The 25,281-nt window shown below is 41.6% G+C and carries 25 protein-coding genes and 1 pseudogene; 8 read left to right on the top strand and 18 right to left on the bottom strand.

What is annotated here, in order from left to right:
- Positions 1-21: 21 nt before the first annotated feature.
- From yabA to PCORN_RS15140, 4 genes are all read right to left on the bottom strand, one after another.
- Entirely contained in the window at positions 22-411 is a 390-nt protein-coding gene (gene yabA / locus PCORN_RS15155) for a DNA replication initiation control protein YabA (protein ID WP_036082139.1), read from the bottom strand.
- 11 nt (positions 412-422) lie between these two features.
- Positions 423-1,253 (bottom strand): PSP1 domain-containing protein, encoded by an 831-nt coding sequence (locus PCORN_RS15150; protein ID WP_036082137.1) that lies wholly within the window; start codon positions 1,251-1,253, stop codon positions 423-425.
- A gap of 5 nt (positions 1,254-1,258) precedes the next feature.
- Positions 1,259-2,251, bottom strand: a complete 993-nt coding sequence (holB, locus tag PCORN_RS15145; protein WP_036082135.1) for a DNA polymerase III subunit delta' — start codon at positions 2,249-2,251, stop codon at positions 1,259-1,261.
- A gap of 81 nt (positions 2,252-2,332) precedes the next feature.
- Complete coding sequence (locus PCORN_RS15140) at positions 2,333-2,827, bottom strand: dual specificity protein phosphatase family protein (RefSeq protein WP_036082133.1); 495 nt, start codon at positions 2,825-2,827, stop codon at positions 2,333-2,335.
- A 305-nt stretch (positions 2,828-3,132) separates the two neighbouring features.
- Between PCORN_RS15140 and PCORN_RS15135 the strand changes: the two genes are divergently transcribed.
- Complete coding sequence (locus PCORN_RS15135) at positions 3,133-4,626, top strand: allantoin transporter (protein ID WP_036082131.1); 1,494 nt, start codon at positions 3,133-3,135, stop codon at positions 4,624-4,626.
- A 5-nt stretch (positions 4,627-4,631) separates the two neighbouring features.
- Entirely contained in the window at positions 4,632-6,005 is a 1,374-nt protein-coding gene (gene allB, locus PCORN_RS15130; protein WP_036082129.1) for an allantoinase AllB, read from the top strand.
- An 80-nt stretch (positions 6,006-6,085) separates the two neighbouring features.
- Here allB and PCORN_RS15125 read toward each other — a convergent pair whose 3' ends face one another.
- Both PCORN_RS15125 and PCORN_RS15120 read right to left on the bottom strand, forming a co-directional pair.
- A complete protein-coding gene (locus PCORN_RS15125; RefSeq protein ID WP_036082127.1) occupies positions 6,086-6,274 on the bottom strand; it encodes a hypothetical protein in 189 nt (62 codons plus the stop codon).
- Positions 6,240-6,560: a hypothetical protein gene (locus tag PCORN_RS15120; RefSeq protein ID WP_036082125.1), complete on the bottom strand. Its 321-nt coding sequence runs from the start codon at positions 6,558-6,560 to the stop codon at positions 6,240-6,242. The genes PCORN_RS15125 and PCORN_RS15120 overlap by 35 nt, the downstream gene beginning before the upstream one ends.
- Before the next feature lie 206 nt (positions 6,561-6,766).
- On the opposite strand from PCORN_RS15120, the gene PCORN_RS15115 reads away from it, so the two are divergent.
- Together PCORN_RS15115 and PCORN_RS15110 are read left to right on the top strand one after the other, a co-directional pair.
- On the top strand, positions 6,767-7,096 hold the full coding sequence (locus PCORN_RS15115; protein WP_036082122.1) for a PadR family transcriptional regulator: 330 nt from the start codon (positions 6,767-6,769) through the stop codon (positions 7,094-7,096).
- Positions 7,093-7,470: an HAAS signaling domain-containing protein gene (locus PCORN_RS15110; RefSeq protein ID WP_077913940.1), complete on the top strand. Its 378-nt coding sequence runs from the start codon at positions 7,093-7,095 to the stop codon at positions 7,468-7,470. The genes PCORN_RS15115 and PCORN_RS15110 overlap by 4 nt, the downstream gene beginning before the upstream one ends.
- A 97-nt stretch (positions 7,471-7,567) precedes the next feature.
- On the opposite strand, the gene PCORN_RS15105 is transcribed toward PCORN_RS15110, so the two are convergent.
- From PCORN_RS15105 to PCORN_RS15090, 4 genes and pseudogenes are all read right to left on the bottom strand, one after another.
- Positions 7,568-11,311 (bottom strand): right-handed parallel beta-helix repeat-containing protein, encoded by a 3,744-nt coding sequence (locus tag PCORN_RS15105; protein ID WP_159102617.1) that lies wholly within the window; start codon positions 11,309-11,311, stop codon positions 7,568-7,570.
- A 100-nt stretch (positions 11,312-11,411) separates the two neighbouring features.
- Positions 11,412-13,223, bottom strand: a complete 1,812-nt coding sequence (locus tag PCORN_RS15100) for a leucine-rich repeat domain-containing protein (RefSeq protein WP_036082117.1) — start codon at positions 13,221-13,223, stop codon at positions 11,412-11,414.
- Between the two features lie 62 nt (positions 13,224-13,285).
- Positions 13,286-13,531, bottom strand: coding sequence for a hypothetical protein (locus PCORN_RS15095; protein WP_036082115.1), 246 nt, complete (start codon positions 13,529-13,531; stop codon positions 13,286-13,288).
- 262 nt (positions 13,532-13,793) lie between these two features.
- Positions 13,794-15,006, bottom strand: a pseudogene (locus PCORN_RS15090) (pyridoxal-phosphate-dependent aminotransferase family protein).
- Between the two features lie 310 nt (positions 15,007-15,316).
- Between PCORN_RS15090 and PCORN_RS15085 the strand changes: the two are divergent.
- The 4 genes from PCORN_RS15085 to PCORN_RS15075 all read left to right on the top strand — a co-directional run bounded on the left by PCORN_RS15085 (position 15,317) and on the right by PCORN_RS15075 (position 18,292).
- Positions 15,317-16,729: a PucR family transcriptional regulator ligand-binding domain-containing protein gene (locus PCORN_RS15085; protein WP_206537456.1), complete on the top strand. Its 1,413-nt coding sequence runs from the start codon at positions 15,317-15,319 to the stop codon at positions 16,727-16,729.
- Between the two features lies 1 nt (position 16,730).
- Positions 16,731-16,937, top strand: a complete 207-nt coding sequence (locus PCORN_RS19850) for a helix-turn-helix domain-containing protein (RefSeq protein WP_206537455.1) — start codon at positions 16,731-16,733, stop codon at positions 16,935-16,937.
- 267 nt (positions 16,938-17,204) lie between these two features.
- Entirely contained in the window at positions 17,205-17,528 is a 324-nt protein-coding gene (locus tag PCORN_RS15080) for a hypothetical protein (RefSeq protein ID WP_036082113.1), read from the top strand.
- 215 nt (positions 17,529-17,743) lie between these two features.
- On the top strand, positions 17,744-18,292 hold the full coding sequence (locus tag PCORN_RS15075) for a hypothetical protein (protein ID WP_149024384.1): 549 nt from the start codon (positions 17,744-17,746) through the stop codon (positions 18,290-18,292).
- 120 nt (positions 18,293-18,412) lie between these two features.
- Here the strand turns inward: PCORN_RS15075 and PCORN_RS15070 are convergent, their stop codons facing one another.
- The 8 genes from PCORN_RS15070 to PCORN_RS15040 form a co-directional block, all read right to left on the bottom strand.
- Positions 18,413-19,396, bottom strand: a complete 984-nt coding sequence (locus PCORN_RS15070; RefSeq protein WP_036082109.1) for a GDP-mannose 4,6-dehydratase — start codon at positions 19,394-19,396, stop codon at positions 18,413-18,415.
- Between the two features lie 6 nt (positions 19,397-19,402).
- Positions 19,403-20,812 (bottom strand): lipopolysaccharide biosynthesis protein, encoded by a 1,410-nt coding sequence (locus PCORN_RS15065; protein ID WP_051999531.1) that lies wholly within the window; start codon positions 20,810-20,812, stop codon positions 19,403-19,405.
- A 23-nt stretch (positions 20,813-20,835) separates the two neighbouring features.
- Positions 20,836-21,156, bottom strand: coding sequence for an FAD synthase family protein (locus PCORN_RS15060; protein WP_277620218.1), 321 nt, complete (start codon positions 21,154-21,156; stop codon positions 20,836-20,838).
- Positions 21,157-21,172: 16 nt separating this feature from the next.
- Positions 21,173-21,268 (bottom strand): hypothetical protein, encoded by a 96-nt coding sequence (locus tag PCORN_RS20950; protein ID WP_277620217.1) that lies wholly within the window; start codon positions 21,266-21,268, stop codon positions 21,173-21,175.
- Positions 21,265-22,419 carry a CDP-glycerol glycerophosphotransferase family protein gene (locus tag PCORN_RS15055; protein WP_036082107.1) on the bottom strand — a complete coding sequence of 385 codons (1,155 nt, stop codon included), beginning with the start codon at positions 22,417-22,419 and terminating at the stop codon, positions 21,265-21,267. Before PCORN_RS15055 ends, PCORN_RS20950 begins: the two co-directional genes overlap by 4 nt.
- A 126-nt stretch (positions 22,420-22,545) precedes the next feature.
- Positions 22,546-23,394, bottom strand: a complete 849-nt coding sequence (locus PCORN_RS15050) for a glycosyltransferase family 2 protein (RefSeq protein WP_051999530.1) — start codon at positions 23,392-23,394, stop codon at positions 22,546-22,548.
- Between the two features lie 14 nt (positions 23,395-23,408).
- Complete coding sequence (locus PCORN_RS15045) at positions 23,409-24,695, bottom strand: phenylacetate--CoA ligase family protein (RefSeq protein WP_051999529.1); 1,287 nt, start codon at positions 24,693-24,695, stop codon at positions 23,409-23,411.
- A 1-nt stretch (position 24,696) separates the two neighbouring features.
- The coding region (locus tag PCORN_RS15040) for a glycosyltransferase (RefSeq protein WP_051999528.1) at positions 24,697-25,281 on the bottom strand (585 nt) is incomplete at its 5' end.

Raw genomic sequence — 25,281 nt, 5'->3', positions numbered from 1 at the left:
TATCAAAGAGAAAGCCGCGTTTTATTTCTTATTCAATAACGACATGCAGAAAAGACAATCTTCATCGTTTCCGCGCGGGCTCCCAAAATGCACATTGCAAATATGGAAACCTTCTTTATACAGTTTGACTAAATTATCGTATCCTTCGCCAACTTCAATCATCTGGCGCATCGCTTCTTTTCGGGCTGGGGCCATTGCGCCCAACTCTTTTTCGGCGGGTATCGTGCTCACATGTTGCTTGCCATCGAGTTCTTCCAAACGGCGACGCAAATGTTCGTTTTCTAAGTTCAACCGGTTATTTTCTTCCAACATATCGCCTAGATTTTGCTTCAAATCGCCAAGTTGTTGATATAACTCGCCGATTTGTTCCTCCATATTACTGACTGAATCAAAAAGTGCTTTTTTATCCATATGGGCTCACCTCAGGACTTCGCGGGTTCTTTTGAAAAAGCATTAAAGGGACGTAATTCTTCTAATGCATATTCAATAACCGCGTCTTGATCTGGTAATCTGACTTGCATAATTCGGCCGAGTAAATTAATACCAACGACACGCGCCTTACCATTAGGTGTGACAACGTGTTGACCAACATCAGGCATTTCTTTCTTCGCCGTTTCGTATTCATCGTTCTCATATTTCAAACAACACATTAAACGACCACAAAGGCCGGAAATCTTCGTCGGATTTAGCGATAAATTCTGATCTTTTGCCATCTTAATCGAAACTGGTTCAAAATCACCCAAAAAGGTCGAACAGCACAGCATCCGGCCACACGGGCCAATTCCGCCAAGCAACTTCGCTTCATCACGGACACCGATTTGACGTAATTCAATCCGCGTCCGGAAAATCGACGCCAAGTCTTTCACGAGTTCACGAAAATCGACGCGCCCTTCTGCGGTAAAGTAAAAGATGATTTTATTGCGATCAAATGTATAATCGACGTCTACTAGATTCATCTCGATTTTGTGTTCATGAATTTTCTCGTCACAGAGTAAAAATGCGCGCTGACAAGAGGCCGCATTTTCTTCGACACATTTATAATCTGCGTCTGTCGCAACACGTAACACTCGTTTTAGAGGCATAACAACATCCTCTTCATCGACTTCGCGCGGTGCGATAACCGCTTTTCCGAACTCAATTCCTTGTGCATTTTCGACAATAACGCCTTGCCCCTCGACAATTTTGAGTTTCTCAGGCGAAAAATAATATATTTTACCGGCTTCCTTAAAACGAACGCCTACAACTTTTGGCAATTGGACTACCTCCCTTGAATTTTGAGTACGAGTTGCTCCATCAATAGTTGGGTATTCATATTGGAATCTAGTTTGCGCTTAGCTCCAAGTATGATTTCCATTTCAGCAGTCGTATCCGTGAGTGACTTCCGCAATATATCCTGCTTTAACATCGATGCTTGCTCCATGCAGATTGGACGATAGTCGTCGTTTAGCGATAAATGCAAACGGTCGCGATAGAGCAATAGCAACAACTCTAGGCCTAAATGCAGCTGTGTTTTATCTTTGAAAACGGGCATCCATGATTCTTGAATAAGCAAAATGGGATCCACACCTTGATGATGCAATCCTTCATAAAGCTTCACCGTCACGTTGCGCGCTTCGGCAAACCATTCGTCCTCGTTCCAAGCCACTGCCTGTTCCGCATTTCCAGCGACACTCGCCAACACACGGGCCTTCTGCTCTAAAATACCTTGCGCTATCAAATCGCTAACGAAGGCCTCGAACGGCAAAGCACGAAAGCTCACCGGTTGTAGCCGCGACTGAATCGTTGGCAAGATTTGTTGTGGATTCGCGGTCAGGAATAAAATCAACATCCCGCCATCCGGTTCTTCTATAAATTTAAGCAAAGAATTGGCAGATTGCACCGTCATTTTATCCGCGCTGTCGATAATCAAAACCTTGCTATCCGACTCCATACCGCGCTTAGACAGTTCCTGCTTCAATTCCCGTACTTGATCAATTTTGATACTGTTGCCATCTGGTTCTAGCCAATGAACGTCAGGGTGGTTATCGTTTTCGATTCGCAGGCAGTTATTGCACGTCCCACAAGCCAACTCGTCATCACTTTTTTCCAAGCAAAAACGGGTCTGGGAAAGCCATTTAGCGGTGCGTTTCTTACCAGTTCCACGCGCGCCTTCTAGCAAATAACCATGCGCCAATCGGTCTGTCAGAATACTTTTGATGAACAGTTGCATCGCGATTGGTTGCATCAACTGCAGATCAGCTTGTCGTCCCACGAAAAAAACCCCTCCAATCATTTCTCTACATTATAACATGACGAACAAGGTTATGGCGCAAATTTTGCCAAAAAAATTACGTTAAAATTCTTCACCGCGCATGATGGCGAGGACACGCGTATTTGGGAGATAACGCTTGATTTCGCGTAGCTTGGCGTACGTATCTAGGTCATTTGTGTACTCCGCAAGCTGCATCGCGACCGCGCTACTTCTACTCACACCAGCATTGCAATGCACCACGATTTGGCTAATATCATTAAATTGATCGACAAAATCGTGAATAATTGCGGCATGTTTCTTATTAAAAAGAAGCATTTCATCGGATTCTTTCTTGCTGAGTCCCCAATAATCGTCTTCTTCATTAATATCATTGAACTGAATTTCTAGAATCCCTTGATATTTTCCAGGATCTTTTATCGGTGCAAACGCTTTATCTTTATCGGCAATGCGAATCATAATCGGCGTTTTTCCAATCGGATCAAAAGACGTCGCGATCACTTCGGGTAAGGCGATGATGGGCAATGTATACGGATCAAAGTCAATTTGGCGACGTTTCTCGTTAATATAATTAGCCACTATTCTCACTCTCCTCATAATTAAGCAGCTTTTCCTATTCTTTCATTCTAGCATTTATTCACGAAATTCCCTACCGTTAACGCCTTATTTTGTGCAGTTTTTCACTTTGTCCGAAACAGACAAACCTTTTCAAAAGTTTATGTAAAACGCCTAAGGAAATACGTTTCAGGGCGTGCTATATTTAACATATTAGGAGAAAACGGTTTCTTAGAGTTGATAATTTAAAGCGCTTTCTTTTGCAAACTCAGTATGGTTTTTCGCTTATTTTTAAGCATTATTTTATAAATAAAGGAGGAAAAAATGGTATGGTTCAGGTGGATAATGCGCAACTAGAGAAATATCGATCTCGCGGGTATAGCGATGATCTACTGCCTAAAACAGAGAACAAACGGACATGGGGTACGTTTAACTATTTCACATTGTGGATGGGTTCTGTACATAACGTTCCTAACTATGTAGCAGTCGGCGGGTTTCTAATACTCGGATTGTCAACGGTTAGTATCATGGCAGCAATTATTGTAAGCGCCTTTATTATCGCCGCGGTCATGGTTTTAAACGGGGCCGCTGGATCAAAATACGGTGTACCTTTCGCGATGATTTTGCGAGCTTCTTATGGGGTTCGTGGCGCGCTCTTCCCAGGTATTTTAAGGGGATGTGTCGCGGCGATTATGTGGTTTGGTCTGCAGTGCTATGCGGGGTCGCTCGCCTTTTTGATCTTAATCGGTAAAATTTGGCCTGGTTTTTTGGAGATTGGCGGGAGCATCAATATTTTGGGGATTACGATTCCTGGTTTGATTGCTTTCTTACTTTTCTGGGCGGTCAACGTGGCGATTGGATTTGGCGGGGGCGGTGTTTTGAACAAATTTACCGCGATTCTTAACCCGTGTATTTATATCGTGTTTGGCGGGATGGCGATTTGGGCGATTTATTTAGCGGGCTTCGGCAATATTGTGAATTACGTGCCGGCTAACGTCCAAACTGGCGGAAACTCGATTTTCCTATTTCTTGTCGTGATTAATGCCGTTGTCGCGGTTTGGGCGGCGCCTGCTGTTAGCGCATCGGATTTCACGCAAAACGCGAAAAGTTTTAAAGCGCAAGCGACTGGGCAAACGTTTGGTCTCGCGGTAGCTTATGTTTTATTCGCCGTGGCCAGTGTTTGTATTTTGGCGGGCGCGAGCATTCATTACGGGACGGAGACTTGGAATGTGCTTGATATTGTGCAAAAATGGGATAGCTTGTTTGCATCGATTTTCGCCGTCTTGGTTATTCTGATGACGACGATTTCGACGAATGCGACGGGGAATATTATTCCGGCAGGATATCAGATTGCTGCGATTTTTCCGAAGAAGTTGACGTATAAGCACGGCGTTATGATTGCAAGTATTATTAGTGTCTTGATTTGTCCGTGGAAATTGATGGAGAATCAAGCGAGTATTTATTTATTCCTCGATATTATCGGCGGGATTCTTGGCCCGGTTATCGGCGTGATGCTAGCACATTATTTTATTATTATGCGCCGACAAATTAATTTGGATAGCCTCTACACAGAACCAGGTCAATTTTCGTACTATAAGAACGGCTTTAATTCACTCGCGTTTGTGGTGACGATTGTTGCCGTTATTATATCGCTTAGTGGCAAATTCATCCCGGTTTTGGAGCCAGTTTCCAGACTTTCATGGTTCGTCGGTGTGATTGTAGCTTTTGGCGCTTATGCCCTGTTTGCCTCGCTTCATCGCAAGCAAAATCCCTCGTTTTATGACGAAAATACAGAAGTTCATATTAAAAAAAATAGGAGTTGAAGGAAATGAGTTATGATTTAATTATCAAAAATGGAAAAGTGATTTTAGACACGGAAGCGGTAGTGACAGATGTGGCGGTAACGAACGGAAAAATCGTGGCAATTGGCGCGGATTTAGGCGAGGCAAAAGAAGTCATGGATGCAAGTGGACTCGTTGTTTCACCAGGTATGGTTGACGCGCACGTGCACATTTCTGAGCCTGGTCGTACCGAGTGGGAAGGCTATGAAACAGGGACGAAAGCAGCTGCAAAAGGTGGCGTGACTTCGTTCATCGAAATGCCACTTAACCAATTACCAGCTACGATTGACCGCGAATCTCTAAATCTTAAATTTGATGCGGCAAAAGGCAAACTTAGCGTCGATGTAGCGCTTTTTGGTGGGCTGGTTCCACATAACTTAGATCGTCTGAACGAGCTAAATGAAGATGGTGTCGTGGCTTATAAATGCTTCCTTGCAACGTGCGGCTTTGATGGTGTCGATAATGATTTCCGTAACGTCGATGATTATTCCTTCTTCGCCGGCATGCAAAAAATTGCTAAAATGGACAAAATTCTAGCAATCCACGCTGAAAATGCGCTAATCTGCGATGAATTAGGCAAAGTCGCCCAAGCAGAAGGCAAAACATCCGCGAAAGATTATGTTGCATCACGCCCTGTTTTCACAGAAGTGGAAGCCGTACGCCGCGCCATTTATCTTGCTAAAATCGCCGGCTGCCAAATCCATATTTGCCATTTGAGTACACCAGAGGGCGTGGAAGAAGTCACTCGTGCGCGCAATGAAGGCCAAAAAGTGACCTGCGAATCTTGTACGCACTACTTCGCGATTGACGAAGAGCAGTTTGAAACGATTGGTACTACTGCGAAATGCGCCCCACCACTGCGCGATAAAGCGAATCAAGATCGTCTTTGGGAGAAACTTTTTGCAGGTGAAATTGATTTCGTTACTTCGGATCACTCGCCTTGCCCACCCGATATGAAAATTGGAAATGCATTCACCGCTTGGGGCGGAATTTCTGGCTTGCAAAATAACGTCGACATTATGTTCGATGAAGCCGTACAAAAGCGGGGCATGGAGCTGACACAGTTCGCGAAACTAATCGCCTCGAATCCGGCTGACCTTTACAAGTTAGCGAACAAAGGCCATATCGCGATTGGAAAAGACGCCGATTTCGCACTAATCCAACCAAACGCGCCATATACACTTGTAGCAGAAGACTTGGAGTATCGTCACAAGGTCAGCCCATATATTGGTCGCACAATCGGCGCACAAGTCGTTGCAACCGTACTTCGTGGTTCGGTGATTTATGATAAGGCAAACGGTGTTCGCGATACACATGAAGGCGCGTTCGTTCTTCAAAACGTGAAAGAAACTGTTCAATAATTAAATGAGAATAGGAGAATAATCCAAGTTTAATGCATTTAAACCTCGATTATTCTCCTATTTTGTATTATCTCAGTTGCTTATCTTTCAATCTCAAATGCTACACGTTTATTGTTCTTTAATTTCGCTTCAAAATCAAATTCTTGATAACGTGTTGACAATTTGTATGTTTTCAGAATATGGTTCACGATTTGTGTACGTGTTTTGCCTGTCACATTATACGTTGCGAATGCTTTATCGATTTCTGCTTGTGCAGCTGTTCCGCGCAATTTTTTTTCGTGTGAAATCATTTTCGAATTCTACTTCCACGCGACCATTAGATTTCACTTCGAATTCAAAATCTAATTCTTGACGACCATAATCAATCGATACTTCTACTTTCTTATAAAGGTTTTTAGCTGTTGGCTTGGCTTTTACCGCTGCTTTTGGCTTGGCTTTCACCGTTGTTTTTGGCTTAGCTTTTACCGCTGCCGCTGCTTCACTTGCTCCAAATCCTGAAAATCCTACCATTACTGCCATTCCGGCTGCGATTGTTACTTTTGCTATTTTATTCATTTTTATTCTCCTTTGAAAATCACGAAGTATACTATTATGCATTGCATAGTACCTGTAAACAGCATAATACAAGCACATTGTTTTGTCAACACTTAACATTACACTCGTTACATAGTAGATAACACGAGTATTGCTATTAAGTCGCAAAGTTGCTATACTTATCACATATAATAGCGTTGGAAAAAAATTTTTATTGGGGGATGAATATGAGCGTAACAACACAGTTTCGAAAAGGTGCGCTGGATATGTGTGTCCTTTTCATTTTACAGACGGATGATTTTTATGGCTACGATCTGACGCAACAAATAAAGAAACATATTCCGATTACTGAGAGTACACTATACCCCCTTTTACGCCGACTTGTGAAAGAAGGTTATTGTGCGACATATACGGTCGAATCGCCAACTGGGCCGCAGCGGAAGTATTATCATATCACGCATCAAGGGCGCGTTTTTTTGAAAGAGACATTGCAAGAATGGGATGAATTCACGGCAAGTATTGCAGCTTTACGAAAGGAGATCAATCCAAATGAATAGATCAGATTTTTTTTGAAACGTTACATCACGGTCTGCGTTCATTACCGGAAGATGAGCGAGCCAGCATTATCAAAGATTTGGATGAACACATTGCAATAAGTTTGGAGAACGGAATATCCGAGGTCGATGCTATTGCTTTGCTAGGCGACCCAAATGATATTATTGAGCAGTATGTGCAAGGGGCTGTTGTGGTTCCTAAGCGTGTGCAGCAACCAGTTATCCAGAAAGCCCTGTCACAACCAGAGCCGCCTCAAGTTCAAGTAGAAACAAAAACAGAGAAGCCCGCCTCCAAGCAAATTTCTCCGTTTAAAATAGTCCTAATTGCCGGCATGTGTTTTATTATATTGATGTTACTTTTGGATGCACTAGATTAAAAAATAGAAACGTCGATTGATTTTTAGATAATCAATCGACGTTTCTATTTTTGTTCGGTATTGTGAAATTACTAGGCCTTTATTTTTTTTAACTGTCTTATTTTATTACTGGTATTGACACTCGACGCATTTCTACATACGCCTTGTCCAACCCAATAATCTCCACTTTATTAGTTGTCGCGGAAATGAAATTATTCGCATAGGTCACTTTAAATTTATTCGTTACGCGATCAATCGTCGCTTGTTGCTTAACCACGCCATTCACAGAAAAGCGCACATAAGCTATATCTTTCCCACACGTCCCTGCAATTTCTTTCGTTCCTAATTTATAATTCGTTGGCGCGGTCAATACTGCTTGTAAGGCTGGCTTTAAGACAACTGGAGTTATAATTTGTACTTTCTTAGTCGCGTCTAACCCTCTTACCTCTACTTTACTCGTTGCTATAATACCATATTTCCGCATCTCCATAAAACTATATTTTCCGACCTGGTTCGCTATATTCGTCGCCTGTCCTTTATTTACACCATTGACCCACAATTGCACCGTTACAATATCTTTACCGTACGTGCCCAACAATTGCGGATAATCTACAGGGTAAGCTTCTACTTTCAAAGCATAATCCTTCCATACCGTTACCGCAACAGACACTCGTTTGCGCTCCACAAACGCGCCATCCACACCCTGTACTTCAACTTTCAGTGTTGCATTTGTTATCATCTGCGCAGCGTTCTCAAAACGATAACTTCCATCATTACTAAGCGTCGCACTGGTCTTGTTCACTCCATTCACACACAGACGTACCCCCTGAATATCTTTACCAAAAGTTCCTGTCAATATCTTGCTTTGATTAATGACAAAAGAGGTAGTCGTTAAACTGTAATCTTTCGGTGCATTCACACGTACTAACAGCCGAACTCTTTCTTGGTACACCTTGTTTACACCAACAATTTCCACGACATCATTCACCGCTTTAATATAAGTCGATGCTTTCGCAAAGCTATAATTTCCATTTCCATCTGTTGCTGCTTGCTCGACAACCTCACCATTCACCCATAACCGAACTTTAAAAACACTATCACTGTATGTCCCAGCGAACGTTACAGTTTCTCCAATCGTATAGTCTTGCGCCGTCACTTGAAAAAGAGTACTCATAACAACTGGTATGCGACTTGCCTCTTGCCCCCACTCATTTCTACCAACGATTTCTACCTCTTTAGACACACTAGTCAAAAGTAGTCTTATATCTTTTAACGTGTAGTTCCCAGCCCCATCTAACGGTATATCTAACATTTCTTGCCCTTCGATCCATAACGATATTCCCGCAATAGAATGACCGTACGTTCCCGTTAAAGCGTTTTCAGGGTAGGCGATCACATACGGCACAACCGTCAAACCATAATCTAGATATTGGATCTCTATTTCCTGACATATTTCCTCGTCCACACCTTTTCCTCGAAGGATAAATGTATCCTCCCAACAGATATTTTTAGCAGCAAGTCCCGTGATTTGAAATGTATTAATCCCTGTAATCGTGACGGGTACCTCGGTATCCCTAATCAACGCAGAAACCACTCGGATGTCTCGCCCAAACGTGCCCGTAATCTGGTCCGTCCCTAATGTATAATCACTTCCTGTCAACGTGTAATCGAGTGGTGCCTCTAGTACACGTACATGTAATCGATAACGCTCTACACCTTGGCGATCAAATCCAACTAGTTCCAGCATATCCCCAGGGCTAATCATCATATCATCCACAGAAAGCATATAACGCCCTGTTCCATCTAACATCGCATTTTTTGTCATGCCCGCAATTTGTAACTTAATCGCATAGATTTCCATACCATAGGTTCCAGTGATCTGCGTGTCATGAATTGTATAATCCATATCCGTTGTGATAGATACATCTGACAGGAACGTAATCGCGACTTGTTCCACTTGGTTCCCACGAATGTCCTTTCCAACAAAAGAATATGTCGCTGTTCTCTCTGTCATTTTAGTGACCATATTCGAAAAAAGAAAAGCACCTTGACTATTGACGGTAGTTTCATCTATTTTTACATTTCCCTTATGTAACTCTACTGTACAAACGGGCAGAAAACACTGACTTTGATAATCTTGACTTGGTGTTACATCATCGTAAACAACTTTTTCTACAAATAATGATTTATGCAGCACCTCAATTCGTTCATTCAAAACAGTTTCGAAAGCGGCTTCTTTTTTATGCGTGGTTAATTTATTATTGTTAACCGCCACATGCTTAATGACAACATCTCCAATGTTCTCTGGGCTCGCCACAAGCAACAAATCAGGTTGCGCCCATTTCTCCGGATAGTAACCTTCCAGCGGCTGATGATAAATCCGATTATTATGCAAAACGACCTCTTCTGATATAACAGTACGCCCATTTTCTTCCCCTAATCGAATCGTCATAAAGCGTGGTTTCGTTGTGAATGCGCTCACCACACCGGTTTGTCCACTCCCGTTTATAATCCCTTTCATATGGAAATCGTTATCCAAAATTTCTAAACCAATGCCTCGCGTATGAGTCACACTTGTTCCATCATCATTACGCTCTATGTTGTTACGCTTTTTTACTGTGATAGCACGTAATGGAAGACGAATTTCACCTTCTAATTCGAGCATGTTTTCTGTCACAACGACATCAGATACTTCTCCGATAGCCTTCTCCGTTGAGTCTACAGATACTTCGCGCTGTGCGGCAAAAAGGAAACCAAAAATATGCACACTTCGAACTCTCGCTGTATTTCCTTGTAGTCGAACATTGCTGGCACCGCTGAGTCGGTAGGGTAGATACAAGGTGTGCGGGGTTGTTGGTAACGGCCTGTTCTTCCTTGTGCTTACATCTACCGGATTAACCGATGTATTGCCGTGTAGCGCAATAATATTAGGATTACACGGATTTTCTTTCGGAACAGCATTGTTCACACGTTCGGTTTCATCCCACCCTACCGTAACGTGATTTCCTGTAATGACTAGTTCTGTATTATTCGGTCCATAACTATCAATACCACCATCGAACATCTCTGTGCTTTTTTTAGGATCATTGACAGAGTAATAGTGATAGACACCATAACGCTGCATCCAATCGGTCACTTTGTTGTTTATCACGCTCACTTTTTCATTACCTCGATATATTTGGATACCGGCACGCCCTGTATTGGTCGTCTGATTCCCTTCAAGAATAACATCGTGACAAAACTCCAAAGAAATCCCACTTAAATAGCCTATGTTCCTTATATTACAATCGATCACACGTAAATTATCAATACCGCCGAAATCAAACCCGTTTTTCCCAACGTTTTTCCCATCTACTTCTACGTTACGAACAGTGATATTTTGCATTCCTTTGTATGGCATATATTTTCCCATGTATGGTCCAGTTATGGATAGTAGTGATGGGGATGCTAGGAAATTGGCTTGGGTGTAGTCGAGCAACAAACTGACACCTAGATTTCCTGCTGTTATCATGAATTCCAACCTAACATCTTGTAAGCATACATCATGTAGATAATTCGGATTCTTCGACGTTGGTAAATTACTAAACCCAGCTTCTCCATCTGTACCTAAACCAAAAACAAATATTGCTTTTTCTTTAGTTGGGTTAAGCTTAGAATCCATTGTCGTTTGAATCGTTGCTTTAGAAATGAGGCGAAGTGACCCTTTAACAAAGTAGGTTCCTGGTAATACCTCGATAAGAATATCCTCTCCTGTTGCTTCCAACGCTTGCATGCGCGTATTCCATAATTGTTGATTATCGGTAGCATATCCTTCCACGTAGTTGTCACGATTAATCAGTTCAATCATTTCTTTAATTGCCATTTCTTCTTCCTCCATCTCATTCTCTTATTTTTTGCTCTTTCATTTCTTCTTCCTACTTTATTTGAGAGCACAGCCGCCTTAACGGCTGTACTGAACTCACCTAATTTTTCCTTCTTCGTGCTAGATATACCATAGCACCTAAGACACTCAATATTCCTGAATACCACATAAATAAATTTCTACTATCACCTGTAAATGGTAATTTAACTGTCGTGCTTTCTGATGATTTGGATATGTCGGGACCTGCTGTTGTACTAGGCGTACTAGGTTTTTCCGAATCCGCCTCTATTGGTTTCACTGTAATCGGTACAATAGGAGTCACAGGACTTCCTGGAAATGGAGGATTTATTGGAGTTATTGGCTTCACTGGGGGCACAATAATGCTTGGTATTTCCTTCTCCCATGTCGCATATAACACCAAATTTTCTAAGGTATCATAGCTTTCTCCTTGCAAATAGTTAGTTCCTGAACCATCGGCCGCCGTATTCCATGCAATAAATGTATACCCTTTTCGTTGGATATCCTCTCCAGTCGCAATCATCACAGGAGAATCACCTATACTGAACGGCGTTACTTCTGGCAATTTGCTCGTCGGATCTGCTCCATTTCCTTCATAGGTTACTGTATAAACAGATTTCTTCCAGTTTGAATGCAAAATTAGTGATTCATTTGGCATCGTATCTTGTTGGAAATTCCATAATCGTGAAGAAACGCCTTCCCCCACAAACCAACCTAAAAAATCATACCCTAATTTTGTCGGATTCGTTGGTTCTACCACACTTTCTCCTGGAAATATACTCTGAGTTGGCGTTTGTGATGACGCTTCATCGGAATCAAAAGTAACTGTCTGATTCGAAACAAATGTATAAGATACAAATACCGTTCCCGAAAAGCGCCCCGTGCTATCAACAAAAGAGAAATCGACTTTCTCTGCTCCCGTTAACTCATTAAAAACCACTTGATTCTTCATGGCATCATAATAACTTGGAACATTAGGGTGAGACCATGGTTTGATATTGGTTACACTCATGTTCCTGTCATCTATAATTGGATTATGAACTTTCAGCATCCCCTCTTGGTTCGAGTACTGCGTAGAGAGTGTTATATATTGACTTTGTATATTCAAATTCTGCCGTTCTGCAAACCGAGCTACATTACTTATATTTGTAATCTCATTATTCTGCACCCATATTTCCACATTATCTGGCAATACATTGACGAAACTAGCATCAGTGAGTTTATTTGCACCAACACCTAAGTATTTCAGCTTATTGAGACTTGTTAGCGAGCCTACAGATGTAATCTGGTTTAGCCCTACCTCTAGTCTTTCCAGTGATGCCAGTGCCGCTAAGGGCATTATGTCTGTTATTTGATTCCTTAATAGATTCAAATTTCGTAACTTCGGCAAGTCGCTCAGAGGTGTCACATCTGTTATCTGATTATCCTCCAACAGAAGGTAATCCAATTTCACATGCCCTTTCAACGGGGTCAAATCTTCAATCTTATTTCGATTCAATGAGACATACTCTAATTGCGATAATCCTTTCATAAAATCCAGCGTTGTCATTTGATTTTTATCACCCAATAGCCAAGATAATTTCGTCAAATCTCCTATCGGTGAAAAATCAGTTGTTTGGATATTTTGAAAATCCAAAAAAATTAGTTCTGGTACTTCTTTTAAAAGGCTTAGATCTTGAATGGCATTATTTCCGATATTGAGATATTCTAATTTAGGAAGATACTTCAAAAAATCGAGTGAAGTTATCCCACAGCCATCTAAATCCAAACCGTATAACCCTGGTATTTTCTCTAAAGAACTCAGATCAGTGATACCTGTACTTCCACTAAAATCAATCGACTCCAAATTAGGTAAATTCTCAATCCCTTCAAAATCTATATTACCGTCTGTCAAAATATGTAACCCAGTGATAGTACATAACTCCTCGTAGCTCACATCCCATGTCGTATAGGAATCTAGTGCTTGGGCAGCCGCAAGAGCAAGATCAAAATCAGCAGGAAACCATTCTCGAAAAGACTTTTTTTTCGGATGGGTCGGGGGGTTGTTAACTTCTCTGCGTTTACTTTTTTAGATTCAGTTGTGTTTAGAACTTCTCCAGTTTGTGCTTCCTTCTCTGCTCCAAAAACGGAAAGTGGTGTGGCAACCAACGACAACGTCAAACTGCACATTGTGATTTTAAGCCATTTGTGATTTTTGTTCATACCTTCACTCCTCTATGCTATTTTTCTATCTATTTCCAATTATATTAGAGTGGAATTCGCTACACAATAGCAAAAATGGCTGATATTGGATATATAGTCTGTAAAACTCTCTTTTATTTACAATGTGATTTTATTTACCAATGCTCTTGAGTTGAACGACCTTATACACTCATTTAAAATATGTCTAAATCATGTATATGCAGCATATGACCACAACGCAAAAAAATCCCCACTCTCTCAAGTAAGGGATTCTTCACATTATTCAATTCTCGCTATAAAATTTTAACGCGGCTTGTGCTGCTTCGCCTTTTGCGATTTTGCCACCATGGAATGTGATGGAGGCTTCTAATGCGTTCAGTGTATGCAGGACGTTCTCTTTGCGGCTACTGAAGCCCATGTTTCCGATGCGCCAAATCTTGCCAGCAAGGGAACCGAATGAGCTAGCGATTTCGACGCCGTAATGGTGGAGTAGTGTCGCGCGAACGGCTTCTCCGTCAAGGCCTTCTGGGATATTCACGCAGGTTACGGTCGGCATTTTGCTAGACATATCGCCGAACAGCGTTAAGCCCATCGCGTTTAGACCAGTCATCATCGCTTTTTCGTGCTTACGATGACGGGCAAAACGGTTTTCCAGGCCTTCTTCGTGAACGATTCGTAAACCTTCACGTAGCGCATAAATCATCGATGTCATTTCAGTATGATGATTGATATGTTTTGGTCCCCAGTATTGTTGAATTTGGCTAAGGTCTAGGTAGTTGCTTGAAATAAAACGGTCATTTCGGACGTCTTTTGTTAGGCCAAGTTCGACTTGATAACGGGATGCGAGGATTTTCTCGACTTTTGCGTTGTAAGTGACTGGTGCCATTCCTGTTGGGACGCTGAGACATTTCTGCGTTCCGGCAACGGCGATGTCTACTCCCCACGCGTCTGTTTGGAAGTCAGCGCCGGTGAAAGTTGCGACCGCATCAACCATGAATAGGACATCGTTTTCCTTACAGAATAACCCGATTTCCTTTAAGTCTTGCATTTGACCTGTGGACGTTTCGCCGTGAACCATGATTAGCATTTTTGGATTGTAAGCTTTGATTTCGTTAATAACCGTTTTCGGGTCAAAAATCGAGCCCCATTCTTGCTCAACGATTTTGACTTGCGCTCCTGCACGTTGCGCGAGTTCCGCCATCAAATAGCCAAAACGGCCAAATGATGGTACGAGTACTTTGTCGCCAGGTTCGATGATGCCACAAACGGCTGCTTCAAGTCCTGCGCGGGCTGTGCCATCAACGGCGAGCGCCCACTCGTTTTCTGTTTGGAATGGCATTTTTTAAAAGGTTCGTTACGTCGTTCATCATCTCGAAAAACTCTGGATCGTACTGCCCTAAAATTGGCGTGCTCATTGCTCTTAATACGCGTGGTTCAGCCTCTACTGGGCCTGGAGTCATGATTGTTCGGATCGATGCTTGTAGTTCTTTTACCATATTATGTTCCTCCTTCGTTATTAAAAAAGAGCAGCTGGTCGTTTATGTATATTTATTCACAACATTACTTGGGAATTCATCATACACTCTCCATTGACCGACCGCCACAATAGCTATGCTTCTGCTTTTATTTTAAGATAATTCTAAATGGGAAACATTAGCCAACTAGCACGAAAAGGATGTTGTGTTTTGTCCATAGTAAACAATATTTTTTAACGACAAACGGAGCCTTTCTATAGTACAATTGAGGGAACTAAACTTTGGTGTGGCCCGATGCTTGTTCGTCCTGCCAATGGAAGGGGTTTTTACAATGACAACGATGTCTGAACTGTTACTAACGCCAAGGTTTTCTAATATTGAAGTGATCAATGCGGAGGCCGACTTGGAAAATATGGTCGATACAATTGAGATTTCGGAGACGCCTGATATTGTTGCTTATTTACCTAAAAATACGTTTTTGCTCACAACTGCGATGGCTTTTCAGAATGATCCGGAAGCGCTTTGTAAATTGATTGAAGATTTGCATCGTTTGCCGGCTGCAGGGCTCGGGATTAAGTTGGGGCGCTTTATTGATAAATTAGATCCGATGGTAATCGCGACGGCGAACCGGTTGAAGTTTCCGATTTTGCGGATTCCACTCACGGTGACGCTGGGAACGATTTCGCACCAGTTGTTGTCTTATATTTGGGATCATCAGACGGAGAAATTCCATTATGCGATTGATATTCAGCAGAAGTTTTCGAAAATGATGATTAAGGGCGCATCGCTACAGTCGCTGATTCAGAATTTGGGTGGAATTTTGAAACGGCCGGTGGTGTTGATTAATCCGTTTTTGGAGGTTGTGGCGAGCACACAGCATTTTAAACAGCCGAGTTATGCGACGACGCTGGATGATATTCATGAGAAATTGAAAAAGACGCCGGAGCTTTCGAGTGAAATGACGTTTTTGCTGGAAAATGATACGTTATTAATTTCGGTTTTTCCGGTGAAAGTGACGACGTATTATCCTTATTTTCTAGTTATTTTGAAGGCAGATCAGATCCCCTATCCGTTCTCGCAGCTCGCGATTGAGCAGGCGAACACGATTATTTCGTTTACGATTTATAAGAATCAGAAATTGGCGGAAAGTAACCGGACTTTGCGCGGGAAGTTTTTCACGAAGTTGTTGCAAAAAGGTGAGGATGACGCGGAATATACGCGGAACTTGCTGGATTATGGTAAAGGTTATGGGTTGTTGCCATCGGATTATTATCGGTGTTTGGTGGCGGGGATTGATGAGAGTTCGATGGCGCTGAAGAATTTGACGTTGCAGGAAGAGATTTATTCGCTGACGTATGAGTGGTTGGAGCGAGAATTGCATCGGAATTTTGAGAATGCGTTGATATTTCCGCACCCGACGGAGGATAAGTTTATTATTTTGTTGCAGCAACACGAGGCGGAGTTGAAGGAGCGATTGGTGGCGATTCAGATGGCGCTTGATCGGCTGTTCCCGATTTCGATTTCGTTTGCGGCGGGGAACGAGGTGTATGAGACGGCTTCGATTCACTATTCTTACATGGAGGCTGTGGATACGTATCGGCAAAGTGAGAAGGACCACTACCACTCGTTTGTGCATTTTTATGAGTCGAAGGGTATTATGGAGTTGATGCAGTTTATTCCGGTGGAGCAGATTCAGCATTTTTTGTTTGTTTACCTTGAAGACGCTGGCCTACCCGCAAAATGAGATGCATCAGGAGTTACGGCGGACGTTGCAGGTGTATTTGAGTTGTCAGTGTGAGATTACGGAGACGGCGAAACAGCTTTATATTCATCGGAATACGGTGAAGTACAGAATTGCGAAATGTGCGGCGTTCCTGGATCATCCGATTACACATGCAGATTTTTCGCTTAAGTTGCGGTTGGCGTTGTTGTTGTCGGATAAGAAAGGTTGAATACACGAAAAGCATACGATTCATTTTCCCAATGATCGGGATTACGAACCGTATGCTTTTTTGTCTTGCTATTCTATTGATCAAATGAAGCGAAAATCAGCAACATATTCACCAATATGTAACCCTTTTTATGTGTAAACGACAAAATAGAGAACATGTTCTTGAAAAATCTAACTTATACTAGTTAGAGTACATGAGAATAAGTGAGGCAATATATGCGTTATTTATTCTCACGTACATAATAAAATGATAGAAGGAGTTTTTTATATGTCGATTAAAAAAAAGTTACAATTAAGTTTAGCAGCAGGTGCCACTGTGTTTGCATTTTCAGCAGCACCATTACTTGGGACAATTGATTCTACAAGCACGAAGGTAGAAGCATCTCAATTATCTTATTTAACAGATTTAGATATTGCCACAAGTGGTGACAACTATGTAGTTAGTTACACGCTCGCAAATGTTACCCCTTCAGGAACAGTCCACCTGAATATTATAAATCAAAGAGGACAGCAGATAAAATCGATTGGTGCAATTAACAAGCCTCAAAAAAAAGGGAACATACACATTTGTAATCGCTCAATCAGCGTTTAAAAAAGGTGATGGTATTATTGTTGAATATAGAGAGGGAAAAAATAAACTATCAGGTTTAGCTATGCATATTATTAACCCCCCAACCTGTATTGCCAAGTATTCCAGAAACACCAGCCCTACCTGATTTCTCTAGCGCATTAGACTTAAACGTTACCACGTTGGATGATGACTATATTGTGACGTACACACTAAACAAGATTTATGAAGGTGCAACAGTGCATTTAGAAATCATGAATCAACGTGGTCAAATTATAAAAACAATCGGTGAAATTGGTGCTCCAACAGAAACTGGAACACAGAAATATACGATTTCAAAAGCTGAATTCCAAAAAAATGATGGTATCATTGTAGAGTACAGAACAAAAGATGGTCAAGTTTTAACAGGTCTAGCTCAGCATATTATTAACCCCAAGACAGAGCCTTCAACTGTGCCAAGTATTCCGCTAGAGCCAGAAACACCAGAACTCCCTGATTTTTCTAACGCATTTACCACTCTAAAATTTACTGCCTCTGGTGAAAACTATATTATCACTTACGCACTAACTGAGGTTTACAAAGATGCAACAATGCATTTAGAAATCATGAATCAACGTGGTCAAATCATAAAAACAATCGGCGTAATAGGAGCTCCGACAGAAGCTGGAACACAAAAGTATATAATTTCCAAAGCCGAATTCCAAAAAGGTGACGGTGTGATTATGGAGTACAAAACAAGCGATGGTCAAATCTTAACTGGCGCTGCAAAACACATAATGGGTCTATAAAATTTACTCTATCAAATAATTGATAGCATTCGTGCAAATACCCCTGCGGTAGTATTTTAGTGAAATCACTAATTTCTACCGAGGGGCCTTTTTATTATTTGATTTATTCTATTTGTCAATTTAAGACATACCAATAGGTTGTTTAGCTTGCTCCATTTCATGCTGATTATACTTGCTCAATCCCATTTTTAATGTGTTTGTTGGCTTGTAACCGATCGCTTTTATTTTGTTGATATCAGCGTAGGATTTATGAATATCCCCTGCTCTTGCATTTTTATACGTTAACGGGAGCTTTTTGTCTACAATAGCTTCATACATCGCGATGACTTCAAGGAGTGTATGGCTTTCATCGGAGGCAATATTAAATACTTCGGATTCGCTTTCTACTGATTCTGCTAGTAAAATCAAGCCGTTCACAATATCGTCTACGTACACAAAATCGCGGACTTGTGAGCCATCGCCGTATAAAGTAAATGTTGCTGTTTCATCCCCTGCCACCACTCGCTGGATGCAATTTGTCAAAATGGAAAGAACTCCTGAATAGGGTGATGCTGGGTTTTGTCGTGGTCCGTAAACGTTGAAGAATCGAGCCGCACTTGTTTTGAGCCCGAATAGGTGACTGTAGGAGATAACATAGCTTTCAGAGGCTAGTTTATCAATGCCGTACGGTGTGATAGGCGCAATGACCGAGTTTTCTCGTTTTGGAAGGGTTGGTTCACTACCATACACTGCAGCCGATGATGCGAAAACAAATTTTTGAATAGTATCGGTTTGTTTTTTGGCGGCGTTTAGTAGATGGATTGTCCCGTCCATATTCGTTTGATGGGTCTCTAACGGCTTCTCGATGGATGCGGCAACGCTCGCAATGGCTGCTAAATGGTATACGTAGGTGAAGGTAGAGGCTTCAAAAACACGCGTAACATCTTCTTCCTTACTGACATCGCCAAATACAAAATCTAACTGGGGATGTTGTGGTAAATTGGATATTTTTCCTGTGCTTAGGTTGTCCATCACGACGACATGATATTTTTCCAGTAATCGTTCGACCAAATGTCCTCCAATAAAACCTGCGCCACCTGTCACTAAAACTGTTTTTAAACTCATGCTACATCACTCTTTCTTCGTTTTTTTTGTTAATAAATTTTGCATCATAAATTGGATATTTCGGAGATTGATTAGGAATATCGCGCTCACGGCTAGTGTGTTTGTAAGTAGGTCTGGAACTCTGGTTTGATATAAGAATAGCGCTTGAATTGCGAGTACGGCTAATGCGGAAATAAGGGTTAGGAAATTGATGCGTATTTTGACGTATTTTCTCGTTTGTAGTAAGCGCACAATCCAGACAGAGAGAAAACTAATGGTAGTCGCAATTGCCGCGCCGTATAGACCGATTCGTGGGATGAGCAAGAGATTGAGCCCGATGTTTAGTGCCCCCCCAACAAAAGATGTGATGAATACTTGATTGGTTCTCATTTGTACCGCGTAAATCACACCGAGGAAACTTGAAAAACTGGCGAAAATAACGGCAAACAATTGAATTGGAACAAACTTCCACGCTTCGTAAAATTCGCTTCCAAGCCCGATGCCAAACCCCCATTTTAAAACGCATAGAATCAAGGCGCTGATGATGATCATGAAGGAGGAAAGCGCGTTGAACACACTCGAATAAAAACGATCTCGATCTTTTTGCTCGCCTTCTTCAATCGCCGTTAGTTGCCAAGCTTGCATAAAAATGGAACTGAGTGTATTTAGAATGACTGGAATTTTATTAGCAACAGCGTAGTAGCCATTTGCAGCAAGCCCGAGGAAAGATTGAATCAGCAGGCGGTCGGACGTATCCATAACCCAAAACATGAGGGTATTCGGGATAAGTGGCAGACTATACAGTAGCATGCGTTTCATCAACTCGCGATCCCATGGTGCTTTTGCAAGCGTTTCAGCGATGTTTCCACTGAAGCAAAACAGAATGACGTTACTGATGGAGAAAGAAATCACCATACCGATAAAATAACCCATGATGCCTACATGGAAGTAAACCAGCAAAACGCTAACGATGCCGAAAATCAGAATAGCTGTAAGCAACCCGTTGACGACATACAATTTGATGCGGCCTGTCCCGCGTGCATATTGGGCAAACACAAGGTTAATTGACTGGGCAAAAATAATCGCGGCAATCACGAGTGTATTTATTTCTAATCCGAAAAAGAAAATACCGACCACACTTCCGGCTATAAAAGTGAGCCCAACGACGGCGCATATCGCAAGCCCATTCAGCAAAACGCTCCCTTTATTCTCGTTGTCTTTCATCACAAATCGCAAAACAGCATCATAAATTGAGAGTGTTACAAATGGTAAACAGAGGTTGATAATGACCGATATAAGTTCTACTTCACCATATTCTTGTGGGTTTAAATGATGAGTGAAAACCACGACAAGTAGTAAACTGATAAACTTGCTTCCCATACTCCCAATCGAGAACAGGACGGTATTTTGAAATAATTTTTTATATTTACTACTCATGTATTTTAACTCATCTCCATGTTTTAATTTGGCTGGGCTATTTTAGTGAGAACTTCGGTTAGCAAAGTGGAAGACGTGTTGCTCGTGTAGGGAAAATAGACGACCTCGACACCATTTTCGTTAAAAATTCGTTCGGTTTCGGTGAATAATACGTTGCCTTTCCAATCGGAACCAACAAACATAACATCAAATTGGTGTTTTTCCATCGCGGCGACTTTATCGCGGTTCGTTTGTGCCACAACTTCATCGACGAACGTGATAGATTTTACGATTTCCATTCGTTCGGCGTGCGGGATGACTGGTGTTTTATTTTTATAGCTCTGAACGAGTTCATCTGTGCTCACCGCTACGATTAAGTGGTCACACTGCGCTTTCGCTTTTTTTTAAAATGTTGAGGTGACCGATGTGGAAAAGATCGAAAACACCGGATGTATAGCCTAGTTTATATTTTTTCATGTGTGCTCACCGTCCAATTTCAAGAATTTCAAGATTCGTTTAGCTGATTTATTATCGTGATGGTGATTCATTTTCGTGCATAACTTGGCGCGTTCGAGTACGTGATCGTCTTCGTTTCGCGCAATTTGATGGATGAATTGTAAGAATCCTGTTTCGTCATAAATTTTAGCACCAGGCATATAGTCTAGCGGTTCATCGACGAGAAAACCGCGCCCTGAGTTGTAGTTATTCATGTCTGCCAGTTCAAATCCAATCGGTTTATTCAGCAGTAAGTAGTCAAAATAGACCGAGGAGAAATCCGTGATTAGCGCATCCGACTTTCCGAGCAAGGCATATAAATCGATGCGTTCTTGCAGCATTTTCTGGTTGGATAGCGTGACAATATGCGATAAATCGTAGAAGGACACGAATCGAAGGTCTTGATTTGGATGGAATTTGATGATTAGCAGTGTCTCTGTCGCTGCTAATTTTTCATTTAATGTCTTGAAAAAAGTGGGGCTCATCAGTGATATATCTTGGTCGCTATCTCTTGCAAAATCAACACGATCACTGTTATTTATATGTTTAAACGTTGGTAACCAGACAATTAGCTTCTTATATTCATTCTTCGCGAGGAATTTTTCTGTCCCTGTGTCTTCGCGAAACATCTTGTCATTGCGCGGGAAGCCTAGCACTTGCATTTTCTCGGCACCGCCAAGCAATGATGTTGCGCGTAGTTCCGCTGCAAAATCAGACGTGGCCAAAATGTACGTGTGATTTTCTGTTGGCCCAAAGCATCCGCGACTGTCCTTTAAAGGTGTACCGTGTGTGAGGAAAAAGCGGATTTGCTTATCATCTGTACGATATCCTAGTACTTCATGTGTATAAAAACAGTATTTCGCGACGCAGTTGTAATAGAGGTATCGCAATGATTTTCTTGTGATGCCTGATTTTTTCATAAAGCGAACATTTGGATAGTCTTGATTTTTTACCATATCTAGATCGGCTACAAACCAAATCATTTTGTATTTCTCGTTTATTTTCTGCAGCATCATCTCTTCAAAAAGTGCTTTTGAGTTATCTTGAAATCCAGACATACTTTCGAGAAGCATGATATTCTTTACCGGGAATAAACGGAATAAGGCAAGCAAGCAGTTCATGATTAATTTCATTCTCTAGCTCCGATCTCTTTTAGTTTTTTCGGCCATATATAAAACATGTCCCCTAGCGAGAAATGACCTTTAAAATAAGAGCGCATTGCCATTCGACGCATGATTTTCAATTTTGCATTTTCTGGTTTATGTGTGATGCTGTACCAGTTGGGGCATGCTTTTTCTAGCTCTTGCTGCATTTTTTTTTAGAAATGCCTGCCGTTCTTTTTTATTTTGGATATTTCGACTTTTATTTAATGTCATCACGTAGCCCAATTGCTCCAAATACATGCCAGAAATCATAGTTGTATGCGCTTCTGGCAACCTTCCAACTTGTTGTTTCAAGTAGTCAAGAACAGCTAAAATATCGAGGTAGCGCGCTAAGCTAATTGTATTCGTCTGGGAATCTTCTCGTGATTGATCGTATACATAGAATGCTTCGTTAATTTTGCAAGTTTTTTGAGATTTTAAAAGTAGAAAGGGAACCACACCTAAATCTTCGTACCAATAACCTTCTGGGAAAAAGGTGTCTTTCCATAGATGTGCGGCATACATTTTATTCCACGGTGCAGTGCTTGCTGTAATCGGTGAACTTCCAACACTCACGTAGTGTTTCTGCTTCTTTTTATCAAGCGATAGATAATCAAATACGACCATATCGGCACCTTTTTCTAATTCTGCGACACATTTTTCAAGCAGATTTGGCAAAATATAATCGTCACCGTCAATCATCAAAATGTAATCACCACTTGCTTGTGTCAGTGCCAAGTTTCTAGCGCTAGCTTGTCCGCCATTCGGCTTTTGGATGATTGAAACACGTGTATCTTGGTCCACGTAACGTTTCAATAGCATCCCACTATGATCTGTTGAGCCATCATCTACAGCAAGTACCTCAAAGTTTTGATAACTCTGTGCTAGAATTGAATCCAGGCAACGCTCCACGTATTTTTCAATGTTATAAATTGGAATAATAATTGATACTTTTGCCGCTGTCATGACGCGCTCCTTTCCTACACTGTTTCTATGAACGAAACAAAGTCTTTTAATTTTCCGCCATCACGATAAAATGTGGCGCCTTCGCTTATCTCATAGGTCACGTCTGTCGTAAAATATTTCACGATCTCAGCTTCTAAGCGTCTTCGTGTCTGCTCACTCAAATGAGGTTCAATTCGAAACTCAAGGTGTCCTTTCTTATGTTGCAATACTTGATAAGCGATCGCTTCTCCGCCATCCATCACAAGGTTTTTGAAAATGTAATAAAAGATGAAACTCGGATACGTTTCTTGCTCGCCCACAATTTCTTTGCCAATGCGTCCAATGACTGATTTCACAATCGTATGCTCGCGTCCGCAAGAACACTGGGTTTCTGTATCTAATTCGACATAATCACCTAGTGCGTACCGGATAATCGGAAATGATTTAGAAAACAGATTCGTCACGTAAATTTCTCCGTCGATCACCTCTACAATAACGTTTTCCATCGTCATATGCATATTCCCATCTGGGCATTCGAATGCGATAATTCCTGTCTCGGTTGCGCCATACTCACTAATAATTTTACGCCCAAACACTTTTTCTACTGTCGGCTGGTATGAGTCAAAAATTTTCTCAGAAGTACCCTTAATCATTTTTAGATCTGCACGTATTGGTAGTTTTTCTCGTTCAATTTTCTGTGCGATGTGGTAAATCATCGAGGAATACCCTTCTAGGTAATCGGCTCGTTCTAATTTTTTTATAAAAGCATTGATATCCTTCGTTTCATAGGAAAAAATGCGGAATCGGTTCACCAATTTGTCCATCATTTTTAATTTCCAGTGCTTCTTCACGTCGAGATTGTAGCCCCAGAAATAGCCATTACGATGCCAGGGTTTAATGCCATACCAATCATAACCACGATGAATTGCCGCGCGGTGTCTCGCATCCCACTCTAAATTGCGGTAAAAGATGAGCGGTGATCCCGTACTGCCAGATGTTTCTGAAAAGATTAAACGGTCAAAATCAGCCATTGCGTGAATAGCTTCATTTTCTTCTAGTAATATCTTTTTTGTAATCGGGGGAATTATTTTGAGGTCTTCTAATGTTTTAATATCGTCGGGATGAATACCAGTCTCGTCGAACAGTTTTTTGTAATAAGCGGAGTTTTCATAGGCCCAGTGTACAAGTTCTTGTAATTTTTCCAACTGATAGACTTCCAGTTCTACTCGCGACCATGTGTCGGTTTCCTGTAGAAATTGTTCCGCTGCTGGTAACAGTGGGTTACGCCGCTTAACGCCTTGTTTATAAATCCATTGATACACGTTAACGTTCACCTCTTGGTTGGTAAGCCCACGTTGCTTTTAGGACTTCCCAGAATAAGTTTTTTTGCTTCTTTTTGATATAAAATAGCGATACGAGTAAAAATGCTATCGGTGTACTGTACATTCGCTTGAATAGCGGGCCTTTACTCAATATTTGCGCTTTGGTGAGTCTTGTTATTCTTGGTTGTACAGCATGATACACCAACCATTCCGGGTGAAAATACGTCCGATATCCCTGCCGAAACAAATCGACCAAAAAGATATTTTCCTCACCAGAGACATAGGTTGCACCGAGCCCAAACGCTTCATCAAAACGGATAGCTGGACCAGCCTCATTCTTCTCCAAACACGCCCGCTTCACAAAAACTTCAATCGAAGAACGGCTCATTAGCTCGCGTTTTGTTAAATAACGACTAGTCTTTATTTTTTGCGCTCGACCAAATTTCTGCTGTTCTGGATCATACATTGTCAAGCTAATAACTTCTTTCCCCCTCTGAAAGGCTTCTACCACATGCTGGAAGGTGTCGTGAGCATACCAACAATCATCATCGCCGAATGTCACAATATCTCCTGTCGCGTGCTCTAG

The organism is Listeria cornellensis FSL F6-0969, assembly GCF_000525855.1.
Taxonomy (GTDB): domain Bacteria; phylum Bacillota; class Bacilli; order Lactobacillales; family Listeriaceae; genus Listeria_A; species Listeria_A cornellensis.
The sequence above is the reverse complement of the archived record's forward strand: the minus strand, read 5'-3'. Positions and strand labels throughout refer to the sequence as shown.